This window comes from Sphingopyxis sp. (assembly GCF_965279755.1).
Taxonomy (GTDB): Bacteria; Pseudomonadota; Alphaproteobacteria; order Sphingomonadales; family Sphingomonadaceae; genus Sphingopyxis.
In genome coordinates, this window is sequence record NZ_OZ257261.1 from 3,105,546 (window position 1) to 3,121,599 (window position 16,054).

16 protein-coding genes are annotated in these 16,054 nt (G+C 64.3%); 9 read left to right on the forward strand and 7 right to left on the reverse strand.

All coding sequences use genetic code 11. The features are described from left to right. Nucleotides 1-57: 57 nt before the first annotated feature. A complete protein-coding gene (locus ACQY80_RS15260; RefSeq protein WP_428681319.1) occupies nt 58-405 on the forward strand; it encodes a cupin domain-containing protein in 348 nt (115 codons plus the stop codon). A gap of 19 nt (nt 406-424) precedes the next feature. On the opposite strand, the gene ACQY80_RS15265 is transcribed toward ACQY80_RS15260, so the two are convergent. Continuing rightward, nucleotides 425-2,494 carry a prolyl oligopeptidase family serine peptidase gene (locus tag ACQY80_RS15265; protein WP_428681321.1) on the reverse strand — a complete coding sequence of 690 codons (2,070 nt, stop codon included), beginning with the start codon at nt 2,492-2,494 and terminating at the stop codon, nt 425-427. A 129-nt stretch (nt 2,495-2,623) separates the two neighbouring features. Between ACQY80_RS15265 and ACQY80_RS15270 the strand changes: the two genes are divergently transcribed. Further along, nucleotides 2,624-3,328 (forward strand): HPP family protein, encoded by a 705-nt coding sequence (locus ACQY80_RS15270; RefSeq protein ID WP_428681323.1) that lies wholly within the window; start codon nt 2,624-2,626, stop codon nt 3,326-3,328. Here ACQY80_RS15270 and ACQY80_RS15275 read toward each other — a convergent pair. Beyond that, complete coding sequence (locus ACQY80_RS15275) at nt 3,325-4,602, reverse strand: amidohydrolase family protein (RefSeq protein ID WP_428681325.1); 1,278 nt, start codon at nt 4,600-4,602, stop codon at nt 3,325-3,327. The two genes, ACQY80_RS15270 and ACQY80_RS15275, sit on opposite strands and share 4 nt — an antisense overlap. Further along, nucleotides 4,575-5,486, reverse strand: coding sequence for a KPN_02809 family neutral zinc metallopeptidase (gene ypfJ, locus ACQY80_RS15280; protein ID WP_428681327.1), 912 nt, complete (start codon nt 5,484-5,486; stop codon nt 4,575-4,577). Before ypfJ ends, ACQY80_RS15275 begins: the two co-directional genes overlap by 28 nt. Nucleotides 5,487-5,646: 160 nt before the next feature. On the opposite strand from ypfJ, the gene ACQY80_RS15285 reads away from it, so the two are divergent. From ACQY80_RS15285 to ACQY80_RS15305, 5 genes are all read left to right on the forward strand, one after another. Further along, complete coding sequence (locus ACQY80_RS15285) at nt 5,647-6,792, forward strand: patatin-like phospholipase family protein (RefSeq protein WP_428681329.1); 1,146 nt, start codon at nt 5,647-5,649, stop codon at nt 6,790-6,792. 45 nt (nt 6,793-6,837) lie between these two features. Then, nucleotides 6,838-7,623 carry a 3-hydroxybutyrate dehydrogenase gene (locus tag ACQY80_RS15290; RefSeq protein ID WP_428681331.1) on the forward strand — a complete coding sequence of 262 codons (786 nt, stop codon included), beginning with the start codon at nt 6,838-6,840 and terminating at the stop codon, nt 7,621-7,623. A 103-nt stretch (nt 7,624-7,726) separates the two neighbouring features. After that, a complete protein-coding gene (locus ACQY80_RS15295) occupies nt 7,727-8,365 on the forward strand; it encodes a DUF4893 domain-containing protein (protein WP_428681333.1) in 639 nt (212 codons plus the stop codon). Between the two features lie 16 nt (nt 8,366-8,381). Then, entirely contained in the window at nt 8,382-9,713 is a 1,332-nt protein-coding gene (locus ACQY80_RS15300; RefSeq protein WP_428685889.1) for an amidohydrolase, read from the forward strand. Nucleotides 9,714-9,804: 91 nt separating this feature from the next. Beyond that, nucleotides 9,805-10,629 (forward strand): response regulator transcription factor, encoded by an 825-nt coding sequence (locus tag ACQY80_RS15305; RefSeq protein ID WP_428681335.1) that lies wholly within the window; start codon nt 9,805-9,807, stop codon nt 10,627-10,629. A 60-nt stretch (nt 10,630-10,689) separates the two neighbouring features. Here the strand turns inward: ACQY80_RS15305 and ACQY80_RS15310 are convergent, their stop codons facing one another. Beyond that, nucleotides 10,690-11,538, reverse strand: a complete 849-nt coding sequence (locus ACQY80_RS15310) for an alpha/beta hydrolase family protein (RefSeq protein ID WP_428681337.1) — start codon at nt 11,536-11,538, stop codon at nt 10,690-10,692. A gap of 2 nt (nt 11,539-11,540) precedes the next feature. Continuing rightward, nucleotides 11,541-12,308 (reverse strand): crotonase/enoyl-CoA hydratase family protein, encoded by a 768-nt coding sequence (locus ACQY80_RS15315; protein ID WP_428681339.1) that lies wholly within the window; start codon nt 12,306-12,308, stop codon nt 11,541-11,543. 264 nt (nt 12,309-12,572) lie between these two features. On the opposite strand from ACQY80_RS15315, the gene ACQY80_RS15320 reads away from it, so the two are divergent. Together ACQY80_RS15320 and ACQY80_RS15325 are read left to right on the forward strand one after the other, a co-directional pair. Beyond that, nucleotides 12,573-12,755, forward strand: coding sequence for a DUF465 domain-containing protein (locus ACQY80_RS15320; RefSeq protein ID WP_428681341.1), 183 nt, complete (start codon nt 12,573-12,575; stop codon nt 12,753-12,755). A gap of 73 nt (nt 12,756-12,828) precedes the next feature. Next, nucleotides 12,829-13,812 (forward strand): TerC family protein, encoded by a 984-nt coding sequence (locus ACQY80_RS15325; protein ID WP_428681343.1) that lies wholly within the window; start codon nt 12,829-12,831, stop codon nt 13,810-13,812. A gap of 33 nt (nt 13,813-13,845) precedes the next feature. On the opposite strand, the gene ACQY80_RS15330 is transcribed toward ACQY80_RS15325, so the two are convergent. Together ACQY80_RS15330 and ACQY80_RS15335 are read right to left on the reverse strand one after the other, a co-directional pair. After that, entirely contained in the window at nt 13,846-14,145 is a 300-nt protein-coding gene (locus ACQY80_RS15330; RefSeq protein WP_428681344.1) for a WYL domain-containing protein, read from the reverse strand. 283 nt (nt 14,146-14,428) lie between these two features. Then, nucleotides 14,429-16,021: an isocitrate lyase gene (locus tag ACQY80_RS15335; RefSeq protein ID WP_428681346.1), complete on the reverse strand. Its 1,593-nt coding sequence runs from the start codon at nt 16,019-16,021 to the stop codon at nt 14,429-14,431. Nucleotides 16,022-16,054: the final 33 nt, after the last annotated feature.

The window sequence follows — 16,054 nt, forward strand, 5'->3', positions numbered from 1 at the left end:
GCTGGCAAGCCGGATCGGCAGAGTCCAGACTGCCGCCCACTTGCAGGAGCTCAGGTCATGGACGATGCGATGCGCAGCGGGGTCATCCGCCTTGCCGATTATGCGGCAAAGGTGCCGACGCCGGAGGGCGAACGATCGGTGCTGGCACTGAAGCGCGGAACGCTCGACGTCCGCCTGTCGGTCCCTGTGCCCCCGAACCGCCAGACGCCGCACGAACAGGACGAGCTTTACGCGGTCATCCGCGGCGAAGGCGTGCTGATCCACGGCGGTGAGCGAACGCCGTTCGCGGCCGGCGACCTGCTGTTCGTCGCGGCCGGGGTCGAGCATCATTATGCCGATTTCAGCGACGATCTGGCGCTGTGGCGGATCTTTTATGGCAGGACTGGCGGCGAGATCGCGGAGTGATCCGCCGCCCCGTCGGGCATCATTTCTTCAGATAGCCGCCCAGCCAGTTGAACACCGTCTGGTGCCACTGGACGCTGTTTGCGCCCTTCAGCACCCAGTGATTCTCGTCGGGGAAGACGAGCAATTGCGAGGGAATGTTCCGGCGCTGGAGCGCGGTGAAGGCGGCAAGGCCCTGCGTGTAGGGAATGCGGAAATCCTTTTCGCTGGTGATCACCAGCATCGGGGTCTTCCACTTGGCGACATGGTTCACCGGGTTCCATTTCTCGAACTCGTCGGGAACCTCGAAATAGGGGCCGCCATGCTCCCATTCGTCGAACCACAGCTCTTCGGTTTCATAGGCCATGGCGCGCGCGTCGAAGACGCCGTCATGCTGGACGAGGCATTTGAAGCCGTCGGTCCACTGGCCCTCGATCCAGTTCATCATATAGCCGCCATAGGAAGCGCCGAGCGCGCAGGCGTTCGCGATGTCGAGCTGCGGATCCTGCTTGCCCGCCGCGGCGAGGCCCAGCTTCAGATCCTGAAGCGGCTTGCCGCCCCAATCCTTGTTGATGCTGTCGGTGAAGGCCTGTCCGTATCCGGTCGAACCGTGGAAATCGACCGAAACGACGCCATAGCCCTGCTGCGCGAACAGACGCGGATTCCAGCGGGTCGACCAGCCGTTGCCAAAGCTGCCCTGCGGGCCGCCGTGGACGATGAAGGCGACCGGCAGTTTCGCGGCGGCGGCGGCGGCAGGCTTCAGGATGATGCCCCACACCTTGTCGCCGTTCGCGCCGGCGAACTGCATGCGGTCGAACCTGACCGGATCGAACTCGGCGAGCGTCGCGGCGTTGACCGCGGTCAACTGCGCCACCTTGCCCTTGGCGTCACGGACATAAAGGTCGGTCGGGGCGAGGGCGCTGTTGCGCGAATAGAGCAGCGCGCCGCCGGGCAGGGGGGTGACGTCGCCGACCGTGCCGTCAAACGCTTCGGTCGAGGCCTTGAGCTTCTCGACCTTGCCCGTCGCCGCATCGACACGGAAAACGGGGTGATCGAGGACGTCCTGCGCGGTGACATAGAGCGCCTTGCCGTCGGGCGCCCAGGCGATCGAGTCGACCGAACGGTCCCATGCGTCGGTGAGCTTCTTCGTCTCGCCGCTTTCAAGATTGCGCAGCATCAGCACCTGCCGGTCGGCTTCATAGCCCGGCCGCGCCATCGCGACATAGGCGAGCCATTTGCCGTCGGGCGACGGGGTGGGCAGCGTGTCGGTGGCAAGGTTGTCCGCGGTCAGGTTGACCGGCATCATTCGGCTGTCGACCAGCCAGCTGTAGATATCGAGATTGGTCGATGTCGGCTCGTGGCGATCGGCCTTGCGCAGCGTGAAAAAGACGGTGCGGCTGTCGGCTCCCCACGCGAGTTCATCGCCCCCGCCCATCGGCTTCGACGGGCTGTCACCGACCAGTCCCGCGTCGACCGGGCGCGCGACGCTCGCCTTGCCGCCTTCGAGATTGAAGACGAACGGGCGGCTATAGGTGCCGGGGGTTTCCCACGCGTCCCAGTGGCGCACGAAACCGACGCCATCCTTGTAAAGACGGCCGCTGCCGGGGCCGACGAGCGCGCCCTTGTCCTTGGCGTCGCAGCCGAAGTCGGTGCACTCTTTCGGGATGTCGCCCCACGCGAGCAGCCTTTTGCCGTCGGGCGAAATCTTGAATCCCGCGACATCGGCCTGGGTGTCGGTGACCTGTGTCGCGGCGGCGCCGGCCGCAAGGTCGACGCGCCAGACCTGATCCTTGCCCGACGCGTTCGAGACGAAATAGAGGCTGCCGTCGGGTGCGAAGGCGGGCGAGGTCTCGTTCTTGCCGGCGGCGTCGGCGATCCGGACAGGCTTTGCATCCTTGGCGTTGCGGTCGACGAGCCAGAGTCCGGTCGAGCGCTTGTAGCTCTCCTTCTCGGTATCGGTCTGCTGGAAGACGACCCAGCGGCCGTCGGGCGACGCCGTTGGCCCGCCAACGCGTTTCAGCGTCGCAAGATCGACCTCGGTCATCGGGCGGGCAAGCGCGGGGGAGGAAAGGGCGGTGAGCGCGATCGCGCTGGCAAGAAGCATGTTACGCATGGCGGGGGTTTAACGCCGCCGTGCGCGCTTTCAAGCGCGATCGTAAATCCGGCTTCGCGATCCCCAATCAAAGCTCTCTGGACCGCGACGGCGCGATCGACCATCGGCGCTGGCGAAGAGGAGAATCGCGTGTTTCAGGCGCTGTCGACGACCACGACCCGGATATTCGTGCCGCTGCTGGCGGGGGCGAGCCTGCGCGACCGCGCGATCGGCAGTATCGGGGCACTGATCGGGATCTGCGCGGTGGGCGCAGTCTGTCTGGCCCTGTTTCCGCAGGCGACGCCGTGGATCGTCGCGCCGATCGGCGCGTCGGCGGTGCTGCTGTTCGCGGTCCCGGCAAGCCCGCTTGCCCAGCCCTGGTCGGTCGTCGGCGGGAATGGCGTGTCGGCGGCGCTCGGCGTCCTCGTTGCCGGATTGATACCGCAGCCGGCGCTGGCCGCCGCGTTGGCCGTTGGCGGCGCAATCCTTCTGATGTCGCTCCTGCGCTGCCTTCATCCGCCGGGCGGCGCGGCGGCACTCAGCGCCGTGATCGGAGGCCATACGCTGCAATCGGGACACGCCGGCCACCTGCTGCTTCCGGTTCTAGCGAACTCCGTGCTGCTTGTGGCGATCGGCTGGCTGTTCCACCGCTTCTCGGGCCACAGCTACCCGCACCGCGCGAAGCCGGTGGAAGGCAAGCCCGTCGTCCCGGCGGCGCCCGGCCTGCACATGGCCGACATCGATGCGGCGCTCGACGATCTCGGCGAAACCTTCGACATCAGTCGCGAGGATCTGGCGCTGCTGCTCGCGCAGGCGGAGGTTCACGCCGCAGAACGAGGCGCGGCGAAAGCCTAGCGGACGATCGCGCCGCCTTTCATCACATGGTCGATCTTTTCGAGCAGGCTGATGTCCGCCAGCGGATCGGCCTTGACGGCGATCATATCGGCATAACGGCCGGGGACGATCGCGCCGATGTCGCCGCGGCCCATTTCTTCGGAGGCGCGGCCAGTGGCGGACTGGATCGCCTGCATCGGGGTCATGCCATATTTGACCATGTTGCGGAATTGCCGCGCATTCAGGCCGTGCGGATAGACACCGGCGTCGGTGCCGTAGCCGATGTTGACGCCAAGCTCGACGGCGCGGCGGAATGCGGCGCGCTGGGTGTCGGTGGTTTCGCGATTTTTGCGGAGATATTCTTCGGGCCACCCCTCGCGCGTGCCCTCCTCGTCGATATAAGTGCCGTTGTAGATGTCCATGACCAGCCAGGTCCCGCGCGCCTTGGCGAGTTGCAGGGCTTCCTCGTCGGCGATGCTCGCATGTTCGATGCTGTCGACACCTGCGTTGATCGCATTCTTGATACCCTGCGCGCCGTGGGCGTGTGCGGTGACGCGCTTGCCGCGGGCATGCGCGACCTTCACGATCGCGCGAAGCTGGTCGACGGTGAGCTCGGGCGCGCCGGGCTCGGTCCCGATCGCCAGCACCGCGCCGGTCGCGATCGCCTTGATGAAATCGGCCCCATGATCGAGCAGATATGTCGTCTTTTCGGCGGCCTCTTCGGGGGTGGCGGCGACGCCGAGGCGCATGTCGGGTGGCAGTTGTTCGTTCGGAACGACGCCGTTGAGTTCGCCGCCGCCCTTCGGGATGGTGAGGTACGCGCCCGCGACCCACATGCGCGGCCCCGGCACATCGCCCCGGTCAATTGCGTTACGCAGAGTCACGTCGGTCAGTCCGCGATAGGTTCCGACATCGCGCACACTGGTGAAGCCAGCTGCGAGCGTTACGCGCGCGTTGCGTGCGCCGACGAGCGCGGTTTCGGCGGGCGAGGCCTTCATCGGTGCGGCAAGATCGGCGCTCTGGCCAAGATCGGCCAGATGCGTGTGCAGATCGATCAGCCCCGGCAGGACGGTGTAGCCGGACCAATCGAGCAGTTTGGCGCCGTCGGGCGCCTTTCCGCACGGTCCGACCGCCTTGATATGTTCATTTTCGATCGTAACGCACTGGCCCGTGCGCACCTCGTTCGAGATGCCGTCGATCAGGCGCCCGGTCTGGACATAGAGCGTCTCCGCCGCAGCCGGAACCGCAGCGAGCGCCGCCGCCGCGATCAGAGCGACGCGTTGAACGTATCGCACTGTTTCGGATCCCCCGTCTGCAGGCCGCGGCGCAGCCAGGTCATGCGTTGTTCGCTCGTCCCGTGGGTGAAGCTTTCCGGAACTGGGCGCTGGCCGGCGGAGCGCATCAGCGTGTCGTCGCCGATCGCGTTGGCGGCGCGCATGGCTTCTTCCATGTCGCCCGCTTCCATGACGGTCTGGCCGTCCTTGTTGCGCGCCCGGTTGGCCCAGACACCCGCATAACAATCGGCCTGCAGTTCCATCCTGACCTGATAGGCGTTGCCCTCGGCCTGCGACGCGCGTTGTTGCGCGCGGCGAACCTGTTCGGAGATGCCGGTGATCGTCTGAATATGATGGCCGACCTCATGCGCCACGACATAGGCCTGCGCCGCATCTCCGGCGGCGCCGAAACGGCCCGCGAGTTCCTTGAAGAAGGCGGTATCGAGGTAGATGCCGTGATCGGCGGGGCAATAGAACGGACCCATCGCCGACTGCGCGGCGCCGCAGCCCGACGTATTCTGATCGGTGAAGAAGCGCAGGCCGGGCTCCTTGTACCCGTTGATCTCGCTGGCCCAGAATCGGTTGGTCGAGCTGAACACCTGACAGGCGAAGCGTTCGGCCTGTGTATCGCACGCCGCGGCTCCGGCTCCGGCGCTGCGGCTATCGACCGCCGGATCGGCGGTGCTGCCGCCCGATCCGAGCATGCTCATGCCCGGTCCGAGCAGGAAGAAGGCGGCCATGCCGAGCAGCAAGATCGTCCCGCAACCCATCTTACGGCCGAGGAGCATCGGCAGCAGGCCGAAAAGCAGGCCGCCCATGCCGCCGCCTCCGCCACTGCCGAAACCGCCGCCTCCGCGCCCGAGATCCTGGATGTCGTCTCCCGGATCATAATCGTCGAGGCGCATGGAACCCTCCCGCCGCTAAGTGTTTGACCGGCGTCGATAGTGGCAGCAGCGGGGCGTAAATGAAAGGGGCTTCGCACGGCGACGCGGACTTGCAATTGCGCCTGTTGCGGTGCACAAAAGGCGAGGGTGCCGAACGCAGAATAAGGATCGCTTCGAGTCCATGCCCCGCCGTGCAACCCGCGCCGCCCTTCCGCTTCCCGATCTGGTGGTCCTCGTCCTGCAGGGAGGAGGCGCGCTCGGCGCGTTTCAGGCCGGAATCTACGAGGCGCTGATCGATCTCGGGATCGAACTCGACTGGGTTGCCGGCATTTCGATCGGTGCGGTCAACGCCGCGATTATCGCTGGCAATCCGCGCGACGAAGCCGTCGGCAAGATGCGCGAGTTCTGGGAAGGCGTCTCTTCGGCGCTGCCGCCGTTGCCGATCGCCGACAATGACCTGCTACGCGAATGGACGCATCTGGGCGCCGCCGCACAGGTCGCAAGTTTCGGTGTGCCGGGCTTCTTCGTCCCACGCATTCCGCCGCCGATGTTCGCCGAGCGACAGACGCCGGCTGCCGTCAGCTTTTACGACACCGCACCGCTCGCGGCGACGCTCGACCGGCTCGTCGACTGGGACCGGCTCAACAATGGCAAGGTCCGCCTGTCGGTCGGCGCAGTCGCCGTCGAGACCGGAAATTTCCGTTATTTCGACACGACCACCGATACGATCGATGCACGCCACATCATGGCGTCGGGGGCGTTGCCGCCGGGGCTGCCGCCGGTCGAGATCGACGGCAACTGGTATTGGGACGGCGGGTTGGTGTCGAACACCCCGCTCGAGCATGTCGTCGAGAGCGCGGATGACGACATGCTCGTCTTTCAGGTCGACCTTTTTCCTGCACGCGGCGAGCGACCGCACGATCTGGAAGAAGCCTGGTCGCGCGAAAAGGACATCCGCTTTTCCAGCCGCACCCGGCGCATTTCCGACGGGCTGGTGCGGCGGCGCAAGGAGCATCGGCTGATCGACCGCATGCTCGCCAAGCTGCCGCCCGAAGCGCGCGATTTGCCCGAGGTGAAGGCGGTCGAGAAGATGGTCGATTGCAAGGCGCTCAACGTCGTCCAGCTCATCCACCAGCCGCCCGCCTGGCAGACCGGTGCGCGCGATTTCGAATTTTCGCGCTCGACGATGGAGGTCAACTGGGCGCTCGGCCGCTCGGCGGTCGAGGCGGCGATGAAGGAAGGACAGCTACTCGCCGAAAGTATCGCCGAGGGCCGTTCCGACAGTTTCGCGGTGCAGGCCGACATGCTGCGGCCGAAAGACGGCTGACCCGAAGAAAATTCTCCCCGATCCCCCACCTGAAAGGAATATCCCATGCGTCTCCAAGGAAAGACCGCCCTCGTCACCGGATCGACCTCCGGCATCGGGCTCGGCATCGCCAAGGCGTTCGCGGCCGAAGGCGCCAATGTTATCATCAACGGCTTCGGCGAGGCCGATGCGATCGAGGCCGAGCGTGCGGCGCTGGTTGTGCTCAACGGCGGGAAGGCAGTCTATGACGGTGCCGACCTGACCAAGCCCGATGAGATCGAGGCGATGTTCAAGCGCGCCGACAAGGATCTGGGCGGGGTCGACATCCTCGTGAACAATGCGGGTATGCAGTTCGTCTCTCCGGTCGAGGATTTTCCGCCCGAAAAATGGGACATGATCATCGCGCTCAACCTGACTGCGGCATTTCACACCATCCGCCATGCAGTACCGGGAATGCGAAAGAAAAAATGGGGCCGTATCATCGGCACCGCGTCGGCACATTCGCTCGTCGCATCGCCCTTCAAATCGGCCTATGTCACCGCGAAGCACGGACTGGCGGGGCTCACGAAAACCGTCGCGCTCGAGGTCGCCGAGGCGGGGATTACGGTCAATTGCATCAGCCCGGGCTATGTCTGGACGCCGCTGGTCGAAAACCAGATTCCCGACACGATGAAGGCCCGGCACATGACGCGTGAGCAGGTGATCAACGATGTGTTGCTCGCCGGTCAGCCGACGAAACAATTTGTTACAGTCGAGCAGGTCGCGGCGATCGCATCCTTCCTGACCCGCGACGAAGCGGCGAATATCACGGGCGCGAACCTCAGCGTTGATGGCGGCTGGACGGCCGCCTGATACGCCGTCCCGATCAGCCGGCCTTGAGCATTGTCGTTTCGGCTCCTAAGGTTAACGAAAATAACGGGGCCAGGAGACAAGGATAATGCGGGGTCGCATCCCAATGATTTCGACGCTGGCGCTGGGGCTAACCCTCGGCGCCTGCGGTACCGTACCATCGATGCCGCCATCGGCGGCCGATCCGCCGGCGGTGGACGTCGACGCCGCGGGCACGTGGCGCGCGACCGCGACCGATCAGGACAAGCAGCGGATCCGGAACTGGTATAGCAGCTGGACCGCCGCGATCGCCGATGCGCGCGCCAAGGGCTATGGCGCCAGCATCGATCGTGAAGGCGTGTTGCTGCAGCCCAACGCGGCACTGCCCAATCCGCACCTGCCGCCGGGCGATTATCGCTGCCGCACGATCAAGGTGGGGACGCAGGGGCGCGGCACAATCGGCTATATCGCCTATGACTGGTTCCGCTGCCGCGTCGCCGCAGAACAGGGGTTGATGAGCCTGACCAAACTGACCGGGTCGCAGCGTCCGGTGGGCCTGATCTTTCCCGACAATCTGACGCGGCAGGTCTTTTTGGGCACGTTGGTGCTCGGCGACGAGTCGCTCGCGGTCAGCTATGGCAGCGACCGGATGCGCGACATGGCGGGAGTGGTCGAACGGATCGGCGACAATCGCTGGCGGCTGGCCTTGCCGGCGCCCGCCTATGAATCGAAGCTCGACGTGATCGAGCTTGTTCCGGTGCGATAAGAACGGGGGAAAGATGATGCGGAGCTTGTGGATGGGCGTAGCCGCGCTGGCGCTTGCTGCGCCGGCGGCGGCGCAGGACGCCGGTGGCCCGAATCTGGGCACAGACGTGCAAAACCAGATGCCGTCGCTGATGGCGATCTACAAGGATCTGCACGCCAATCCCGAACTCAGCTTCATGGAGGTCCGCTCGGCTGGCATCCTCGCGGCCGAAGCGCGCAAGCTGGGCTTTCAGGTGACCGAGAAAGTCGGCGGCACCGGCATCGTCGCGGTGATGAAAAACGGGCCCGGGCCGGTCGTTCTCATCCGCGCCGACATGGACGGGCTGCCGGTGACCGAACAGACCGGCCTTGCGGGTGCCTCGAAGGTGCGGGTGACCACGAAAGAGGGCGTCGAGACTGGCGTCATGCACGCGTGCGGTCACGATACGCATATGACCGCGTGGATCGGCACCGCGCGGCTGATGGCGGCAAACAAGGATAAATGGTCGGGCACGCTGGTGATGATCGGCCAGCCCGCCGAAGAGCGCGGCGCAGGTGCGCGAATGATGCTCGCCGACGGGCTTTATACGCGCTTCCCGCGGCCGCAATATGCGCTGGCCTTTCACGATGCAGCCGGATTTCCGGCAGGGATGATCGGCTATACCCCAGGCTATGCCCTCGCCAATGTCGACAGCGTCGACATATTGGTGAAGGGCCTTGGCGGGCACGGCGCCTATCCGCAGGCGACGAAGGATCCGATCGTCCTCGCGAGCCGTATCGTGACGACCTTGCAGACATTGGTTTCGCGCGAGATCAGCCCGCTCGACAGCGCGGTCGTGACGGTCGGCAGCTTCCATGCTGGTGCCAAGCACAACATCATATCCGACGAGGCGAAGCTGCAACTCACCGTGCGCAGTTATACCGACGAGGTGCGCGCGAAACTCCTCGACGGGATCGCGCGCATTGCGAAGGGGGAGGCGATCGCTGCCGGTCTTCCCGAAGACAAGATGCCGGTGGTGACCGTCGAAAAGGACGAATTCACCCCCGCGATGTTCAACACGGTCGATTTCACGAACGAAATGGCCGGTTTCCTCAAGACCCGGTTCGGCGAGGCACGCGTCGTGCAGCAGCCGCCGGTCATGGGCGGTGAGGACTTCAGTCGTTTTTCGCGCGAAGAAAATAAGGACGTCAAAAGCCTGATCATCTGGGTCGGCGGTGTTCCGCAGGCCGAATATGATGCCGCGAAGAAAGAGGGACGCACGCTGCCGAGCCTGCACTCACCCTTCTGGGCGCCCGATGCCCCCGCCGTCATCTCGACCGCGACCGAGGCGCTGACGTCGATGGCGATGAAGCTGATGGCGAAAGGGTAGGCAGAAAGACCGGAACGCTTGCCGGCCCCGTGGCCGCTTCCCAAATAAATTGGGATAGACGCGTTCGGGAGGCTGTGGTCAGCAACGAGATATGCCTGCCCAAGACCCTATGTCCGGCTTGTCCGCATGCCTTACAGACCGGGAGGTCGAAATCCTGCGCCTGTTGGCGGCAGGGCATACCGTGAAGACCATCGCCGCGCGTCTGGATCGGTCGGAAACCTCGATCAACGAGCGCTTGCGGACAGCCCGCCGCAAGACGGGCGTCGGCAGTAGCCGCGAATTGGCGCGTCTTTTGGACGCCCAGAAAACTTGTGACAAAAATATCGATCTTTCGATGCAGCGCTCCACTGTGAAGGACTTGGCGCACGCCGCGACCATCGGGGTTCGCGGTTCGAAAGGAACGATCGTCATGCTCTTCGCAATACCCGTGGCCGCCGCTGGATTGATTGTCGCGGCCCTTCCTTCCGCCGATCCGCTCGCGACGCCGAGTACCGTTTACACTGCAACGTCGCAGCAGCTGCCGCTGGTCGGGAAATGGTCGCTCGACACCTCGTTGATGCCGGAGAACGAGCGTCCCCAACGGGTAACGATGACGTTCCGTGCGTCACGCGACGGAAAATGGACGACGCGCGTTGAAATCGTGGCGCCGGACGGCTCGCACCGGCATTCGGAATCGACCGCTGCTCTGGATGGCGTTCCGGTGCCGGTCACGGGCAATATGGATTTCATCGACAGCGTTGCCCTGCGTCAACCAGCGCCGAACACGTTGGTTATGACATTGGGGAAGGCCAGTGCGAAGGTATCGACGCGAGTCTATACGGTCGCCAAGGATCGAAAATCGATGACCGAGACAATTGTCTGGTCCGGCGACGATCATCAAAAACTGGAAACGACGCATTTCAATCGCATCGATTGATCGCGAGGTCGTTTTGCACCGGCGGGCGGCAATCGGTCATGTCGCTTTCAGGGTTTCAAGTCACCCCAAAACCTCCGCATGCAACCGCACGCGCTCATCCGACCAGCTATGGTCGGTCGCGACGTGCAGCGTTTTCAGCTTCGTTCCGCCGCCCGCAGCGATCGCCTTGGTCAGTCCGTCGCTCATCGCTGCAAGCCCGTCGTCGGAGGTCAGCACGAATAAATTGGTATCCAGCAGCTCCGGCGCGGCTTTCGCGAAGTCGAAGCGGTCGCGGTTGGCGATGATCTCGTCGGCCATCGTTTCGGGCGTCGTTCCCGCGAGCGCTTCCATACCGTTGTCGCGCAGCAATGCGATCGCCTGATCGCGCGGTGCGCGGCCGATCAGGCCCATATTGCCCGCCAAGATCATTGCAGCGCCGAGCAGCTGCTTGTCGTGCGCGGCGGTCAGCTCGGTCACCCAGCCGCCCATGCTGTGGCCGATGATGACGAGGCGTTTGGGGTCGATGCGCAGCTTGGCGGCGTTGGCGGGATCGCGCGCGAAGGCGAGCACCGCGTCGGCGTCCTCCAGATTCTGCGCGAAGCGATATGCGCCGGGACTGCCCCACGAGCCGCGATAATTGAAGGTGATTACCGTCCAGCCCGCGCGGCGCATCGCTTGCGCAAGGTCGAGGTTCTTTTCGTTGCCGGGCAGCCCGTGGCAGAGGACGACGGTCGGGTGCGGGCCGGTGCCCGCGGCTATATAGACGACGCCGTTGATCTCGACGCCGCCGCTGGGGATGTGGACGACCTCCATCGCGGCTGGATGCGTCTTGTCGGGCGCGGGGTCGGTGTAGATTGCGGCCGGAATATCGGGCCCTGCCGTCGCGGGAAAGGGCAGGGCGAGCAGTGCCGCTGCGATCCAGAGTCTCATCGTCATTCCCCCTTGAATGCGGCGAAGCTGCCGCCGCGTCCAACGCCGTCGGTAAAGCGTTTGGCGCCCACCGCAGCGCCTTCGCGAAGCGGCGCGACGCCCGCATGGGCTTCGTGCGCCAACGCGCCTTCGATATCGAAATCCCATTGGCGATAGGTGCTCAGCCGGTCGCTGTTCATGCAGATCTGCGGGAAGGCGGCGATATGTTTTGCAAGTTCAATCGCAGCGGACAGCGCCTCTCCATCGGGAACCACGCGGTCAGCCAGACCGATACGCAGCGCCTCGTCGGCGGCGACGGGGCGGCCGGTCAGGATCATGTCCATCGCGCGGCCTTGCCCCACGATACGTGGCAGGCGGACGGTGCCCCCGTCGATCAACGGCACGCCCCAGCGGCGACAATAGACGCCGAAGATGGCGCTTTCCGCTGCAACACGCATGTCGCACCACAACGCGAGTTCCAGCCCGCCAGCGACGGCATGACCCTCGATCGCAGCGACCACCGGCTTGTCGAGCAGCATCCGCGTCGGCCCCATCGGTCCCGGTCCGTCAGGGTCGTAGCGCGTCGCACCGACCGCACCGAGGTCGAAGCCCGCGCAGAAATGCCCCACGCTGCCGGTCAAGATCGCGACGCGGGCATCCGGTTCGGCGGCAAAGGCCGCGAACGCGTCGCGAAGCGCGATCGCCGTGCCGGGATCGACCGCGTTCCTCTTCGTCGGGCGGTCGATCGTGACGATTGTCACCGGGCCATCATGGTCGATCAGGACGGACATGCGATTTCCCCTCGAAGCTCGGCGATCCGATGCTGTTGTGCGCTAGCATGATGGCGGGGGCGGGGGCAAAGGCTTGAAACATCCGATCGGACACCCTAAATGGGACTCATGCGGGCCGGGCCCCTCTGGCGTCGGTGGAAGCCCCCTTCCACCACGTGATGTCGGACCGCATCGGGTGACACCGATGCTTGGCCTACCTCCCCCCTCAAACCCGGGTCCGGTATCGGCGTCACCTGCTTGATTTCATCAATCAGGAGGCCCTTTATGACTTTCAAATCGCGCTTTTACCGGCTCACCGAACTGCATCGCAGGATCGATGACGCGCTGCGTCGCGAGAATCGCCGCCGTGGCGCCGACCCGTTCAGGCTGCTCCGGCTTCAGACGCTGAAGTTCGCCATTCGCCAGCGTCTCGCCGGTCTGTTGCGTCAGCCCGCGCTCGCGCTCTGATCCAACATAACAGGACATCAGAGGCGCCGCCCCGCAGGGACGGCGCTTTTGGTGCGTTCCAGGGACAATCATCATGGAATTTCTCTTTGCCGACTGGCTAGGCACCCCGGCGTGGTTCTGGCTGGCGTTCATCTCGCTCGTCGTCGCGTTCACCGCGTTCGACCTCGGCATCCTCAACAAGGAAAACAAGGAGATGGGGATTGGCGAGAGCCTGAAGCTCTCGGCGCTTTACATCACCATCGCGCTCGCATTCGGGGCGTGGATCTGGATCGAGAAGGGCGGCGAGGCCGGCCTGCAATATTATACCGGCTTCTTCATCGAGAAGGCGCTGTCGATCGACAATATCTTCGTGATTTCGCTGATCTTCGCGACCTTCGCGATCCCGGCGCGCTACCAGTATCGCGCGCTCCTTTGGGGTATCGTCGCGGTGATCGTGCTGCGCGGCATCATGATCGCGGGCGGCGCGGCGCTGGTCACCGAATATGGCTGGATCCTCTATATTTTCGCGGCCTTCCTGATCTTCACCGGCGTGAAGATGCTGTTCGCCAGCGACAAACCCATGGATGTTGCGGGCAATCCGGTCGTCAAATGGCTGTCGCGCCACATCCCGATTACGAACGAACTGCACGGCGAGAAATTCTTCGTGAAGGTGCCTGACAGCAAGACGGGGCGGCTCGCGCTCGCCGCGACGCCGTTGTTCCTTGCACTCGTGGTCATCAATCTTGCCGACCTGGTGTTCGCGGTCGACAGCGTGCCCGCGATCTTCGCGATCACGACCGACACCTTCATCGTCTATACGTCGAACATCATGGCGATCCTTGGCCTGCGCGCGCTCTATTTCGCGCTCGCGGCGATGGTGCACCGGTTCCACTATCTCAAATATGCGCTCGCGCTGGTGCTCGTCTTCATCGGATCGAAGATCTTCGTCGCCGATTTCATTCTGGGCGGCGACAAATTCCCGCCGCTCGTCAGCCTCGGCGTGACGGTCGCGCTGATCGCGGGTGGCGTGATCTGGTCGCTCGTGAAGACGAAGGCCGAAGACACCCCCCGGGGATAGCAAGGGTAAAGGGCTGGCAGAAACGCCGGCCCTTTATACCGCCATCAGCAGGATGTCGTCGTCGCGCGGTGCAGCCGCCTCGAACGAGGGCAGGGGATCGAACTCCTCGTCGCCGAGTTCGGGCGCGCGGAGCCCGTCGAGCTTGAAATGGCCGAGGCGCCGCTCTTCTTCGGAGCGCCACGTCTTGCCGAGATTCAGAGCGCTGACGAACAGCGCGCCGTGGCGCTCGAACAGCTGGTGCGGGGCGAGCGTCATGCGGTTGCCGTTATAATCGGCAGAAACGGTACGTCGACGGGCGATCGCTTCCATCATTTTCAGGCGCGTGTCGCTCATCGGCCGCACATCCGGGGGAGGAGATTCTTCTTGTGCATTGCAGCATGATGCATGGGCCGAACCCTTGGAGCAAGGGTAAACGTTGTCATAAAATAGTCATTTTTGACGAAAATGCCCGCCGGAGGCCTTTCGGCTTCCGACGGGCAGGCTTTCCTCCCCAGGAAAGCTCGGAAAGCGCGGGCTTTTGCAAGGGACTCCGCGCCAGAAAGGTTGGCGCGAGGGGTGCAACGAATCCCTCGCGCCAGTCTCGGATCAGGGGGCTAACTGGTTCCCCCTGCGGCCGTCAGGCCGCAAACTGGTTCATCGTATTGTCCTTGCCAGCGGCCTTCAGGGCCGCTTCGCCGGCGAAATATTCCTTGTGGTCGTCGCCGATGTCGCTGCCCGACATGTTCTGGTGCTTGACGCAGGCGATGCCCTGGCGGATCTCGGCGCGCTGGACGCCCTTGACGTACCCCAGCATCGCTTCGTCGCCGAAATATTCCTTGGCGAGATTGTCCGTCGACAGTGCCGCGGTGTGATAGGTTGGCAGCGTGATGAGGTGGTGGAAGATGCCCGCCCGCTTTGCCGCGTCGCGCTGGAAGGTGCGGATGCGGTTGTCGGCTTCTTCACCGAGCTCGGTCGCGTCATAGTCGGCGCTCATCAGCTTGGCGCGGTCATAGGCGCTGACGTCCTTGCCCTCGGCACTCCATGCGTCGAACACCTGCTGGCGGAAGTTCAGCGTCCAGTTGAAGCTCGGCGAGTTGTTATAGGCCAGCTTCGCGTTGGGGACGACTTCGCGGATGCGGTCAACCATGCCGGCAATCTGTTCGATGTGCGGCTTTTCGGTTTCGATCCACAGCAGATCGGCGCCGTTCTGAAGCGAGGCAATGCAGTCCATGACGCAGCGGTCCTCGCCGGTTCCCGAACGGAACTGATAGAGGTTCGAGGGCAGGCGCTTCGGGCGCATCAGCTTGCCGTCGCGGTTGATCAGGACGTCGCCGGGGTTGCCCGCGCCGTCGACCTCTTCGCAATCGAGGAAGCTGTTATACTGGTCGCCAAGGTCGCCCGGCTCCTTCGAGAAGGCGATCTGCTTGGTGAGGCCCGCGCCGAGGCTGTCGGTGCGCGTCACGATGATGCCGTCCTCGACGCCGAGTTCCATGAAGGCATAGCGGCAGGCACGGATTTTCGCGATGAAATCCTCGTGCGGCACGGTGACCTTGCCGTCCTGATGGCCGCACTGTTTTTCGTCCGAAACCTGATTTTCGATCTGCAGCGCGCAGGCGCCGGCCTCGATCATCTTCTTGGCGAGCAGATAGGTCGCCTCGGCGTTCCCGAAGCCCGCGTCGATGTCGGCGATGATCGGCACGACATGCGTTTCGTGATTGTCGATCGCGGCCTGAACCTGCTTGGCTTTGAGTTCGTCGCCTTCGGCGCGTGCGGCGTCGAGCTCGCGGAACAGGCCGCCGAGTTCGCGGGCGTCAGCCTGGCGTAGGAAGGTGTAGATTTCTTCGATCAGCGCCGGAACGCTGGTCTTTTCGTGCATCGACTGGTCGGGCAGCGGACCGAATTCGCTGCGCAGAGCTGCGATCATCCAGCCCGACAGATAGATGTAGCGCCCCTTCACGGTGCCGAAATGCTTCTTGATCGAAATCATCTTCTGCTGCGCGATGAAGCCGTGCCAGCAGCCGAGCGACTGGGTGTAGTTCGCGGGATCGGCGTCATAGGCGGCCATGTCGGCGCGCATGATGCGCGCGGTGTAGCGGGCGACGTCGATGCCGGTGCGGAACTTGTTCTGGGCGCGCATGCGGGCGACGCTTTCGCCGCTGATGCCATCCCACGTGCCGTCGTAATCGCGGATGAGGCGGCCTGCCTGTGCCATATCTTCTTGGTAGCCCATGATCCTGTCCTTTCGGTGCGACCAGTTCGGGAG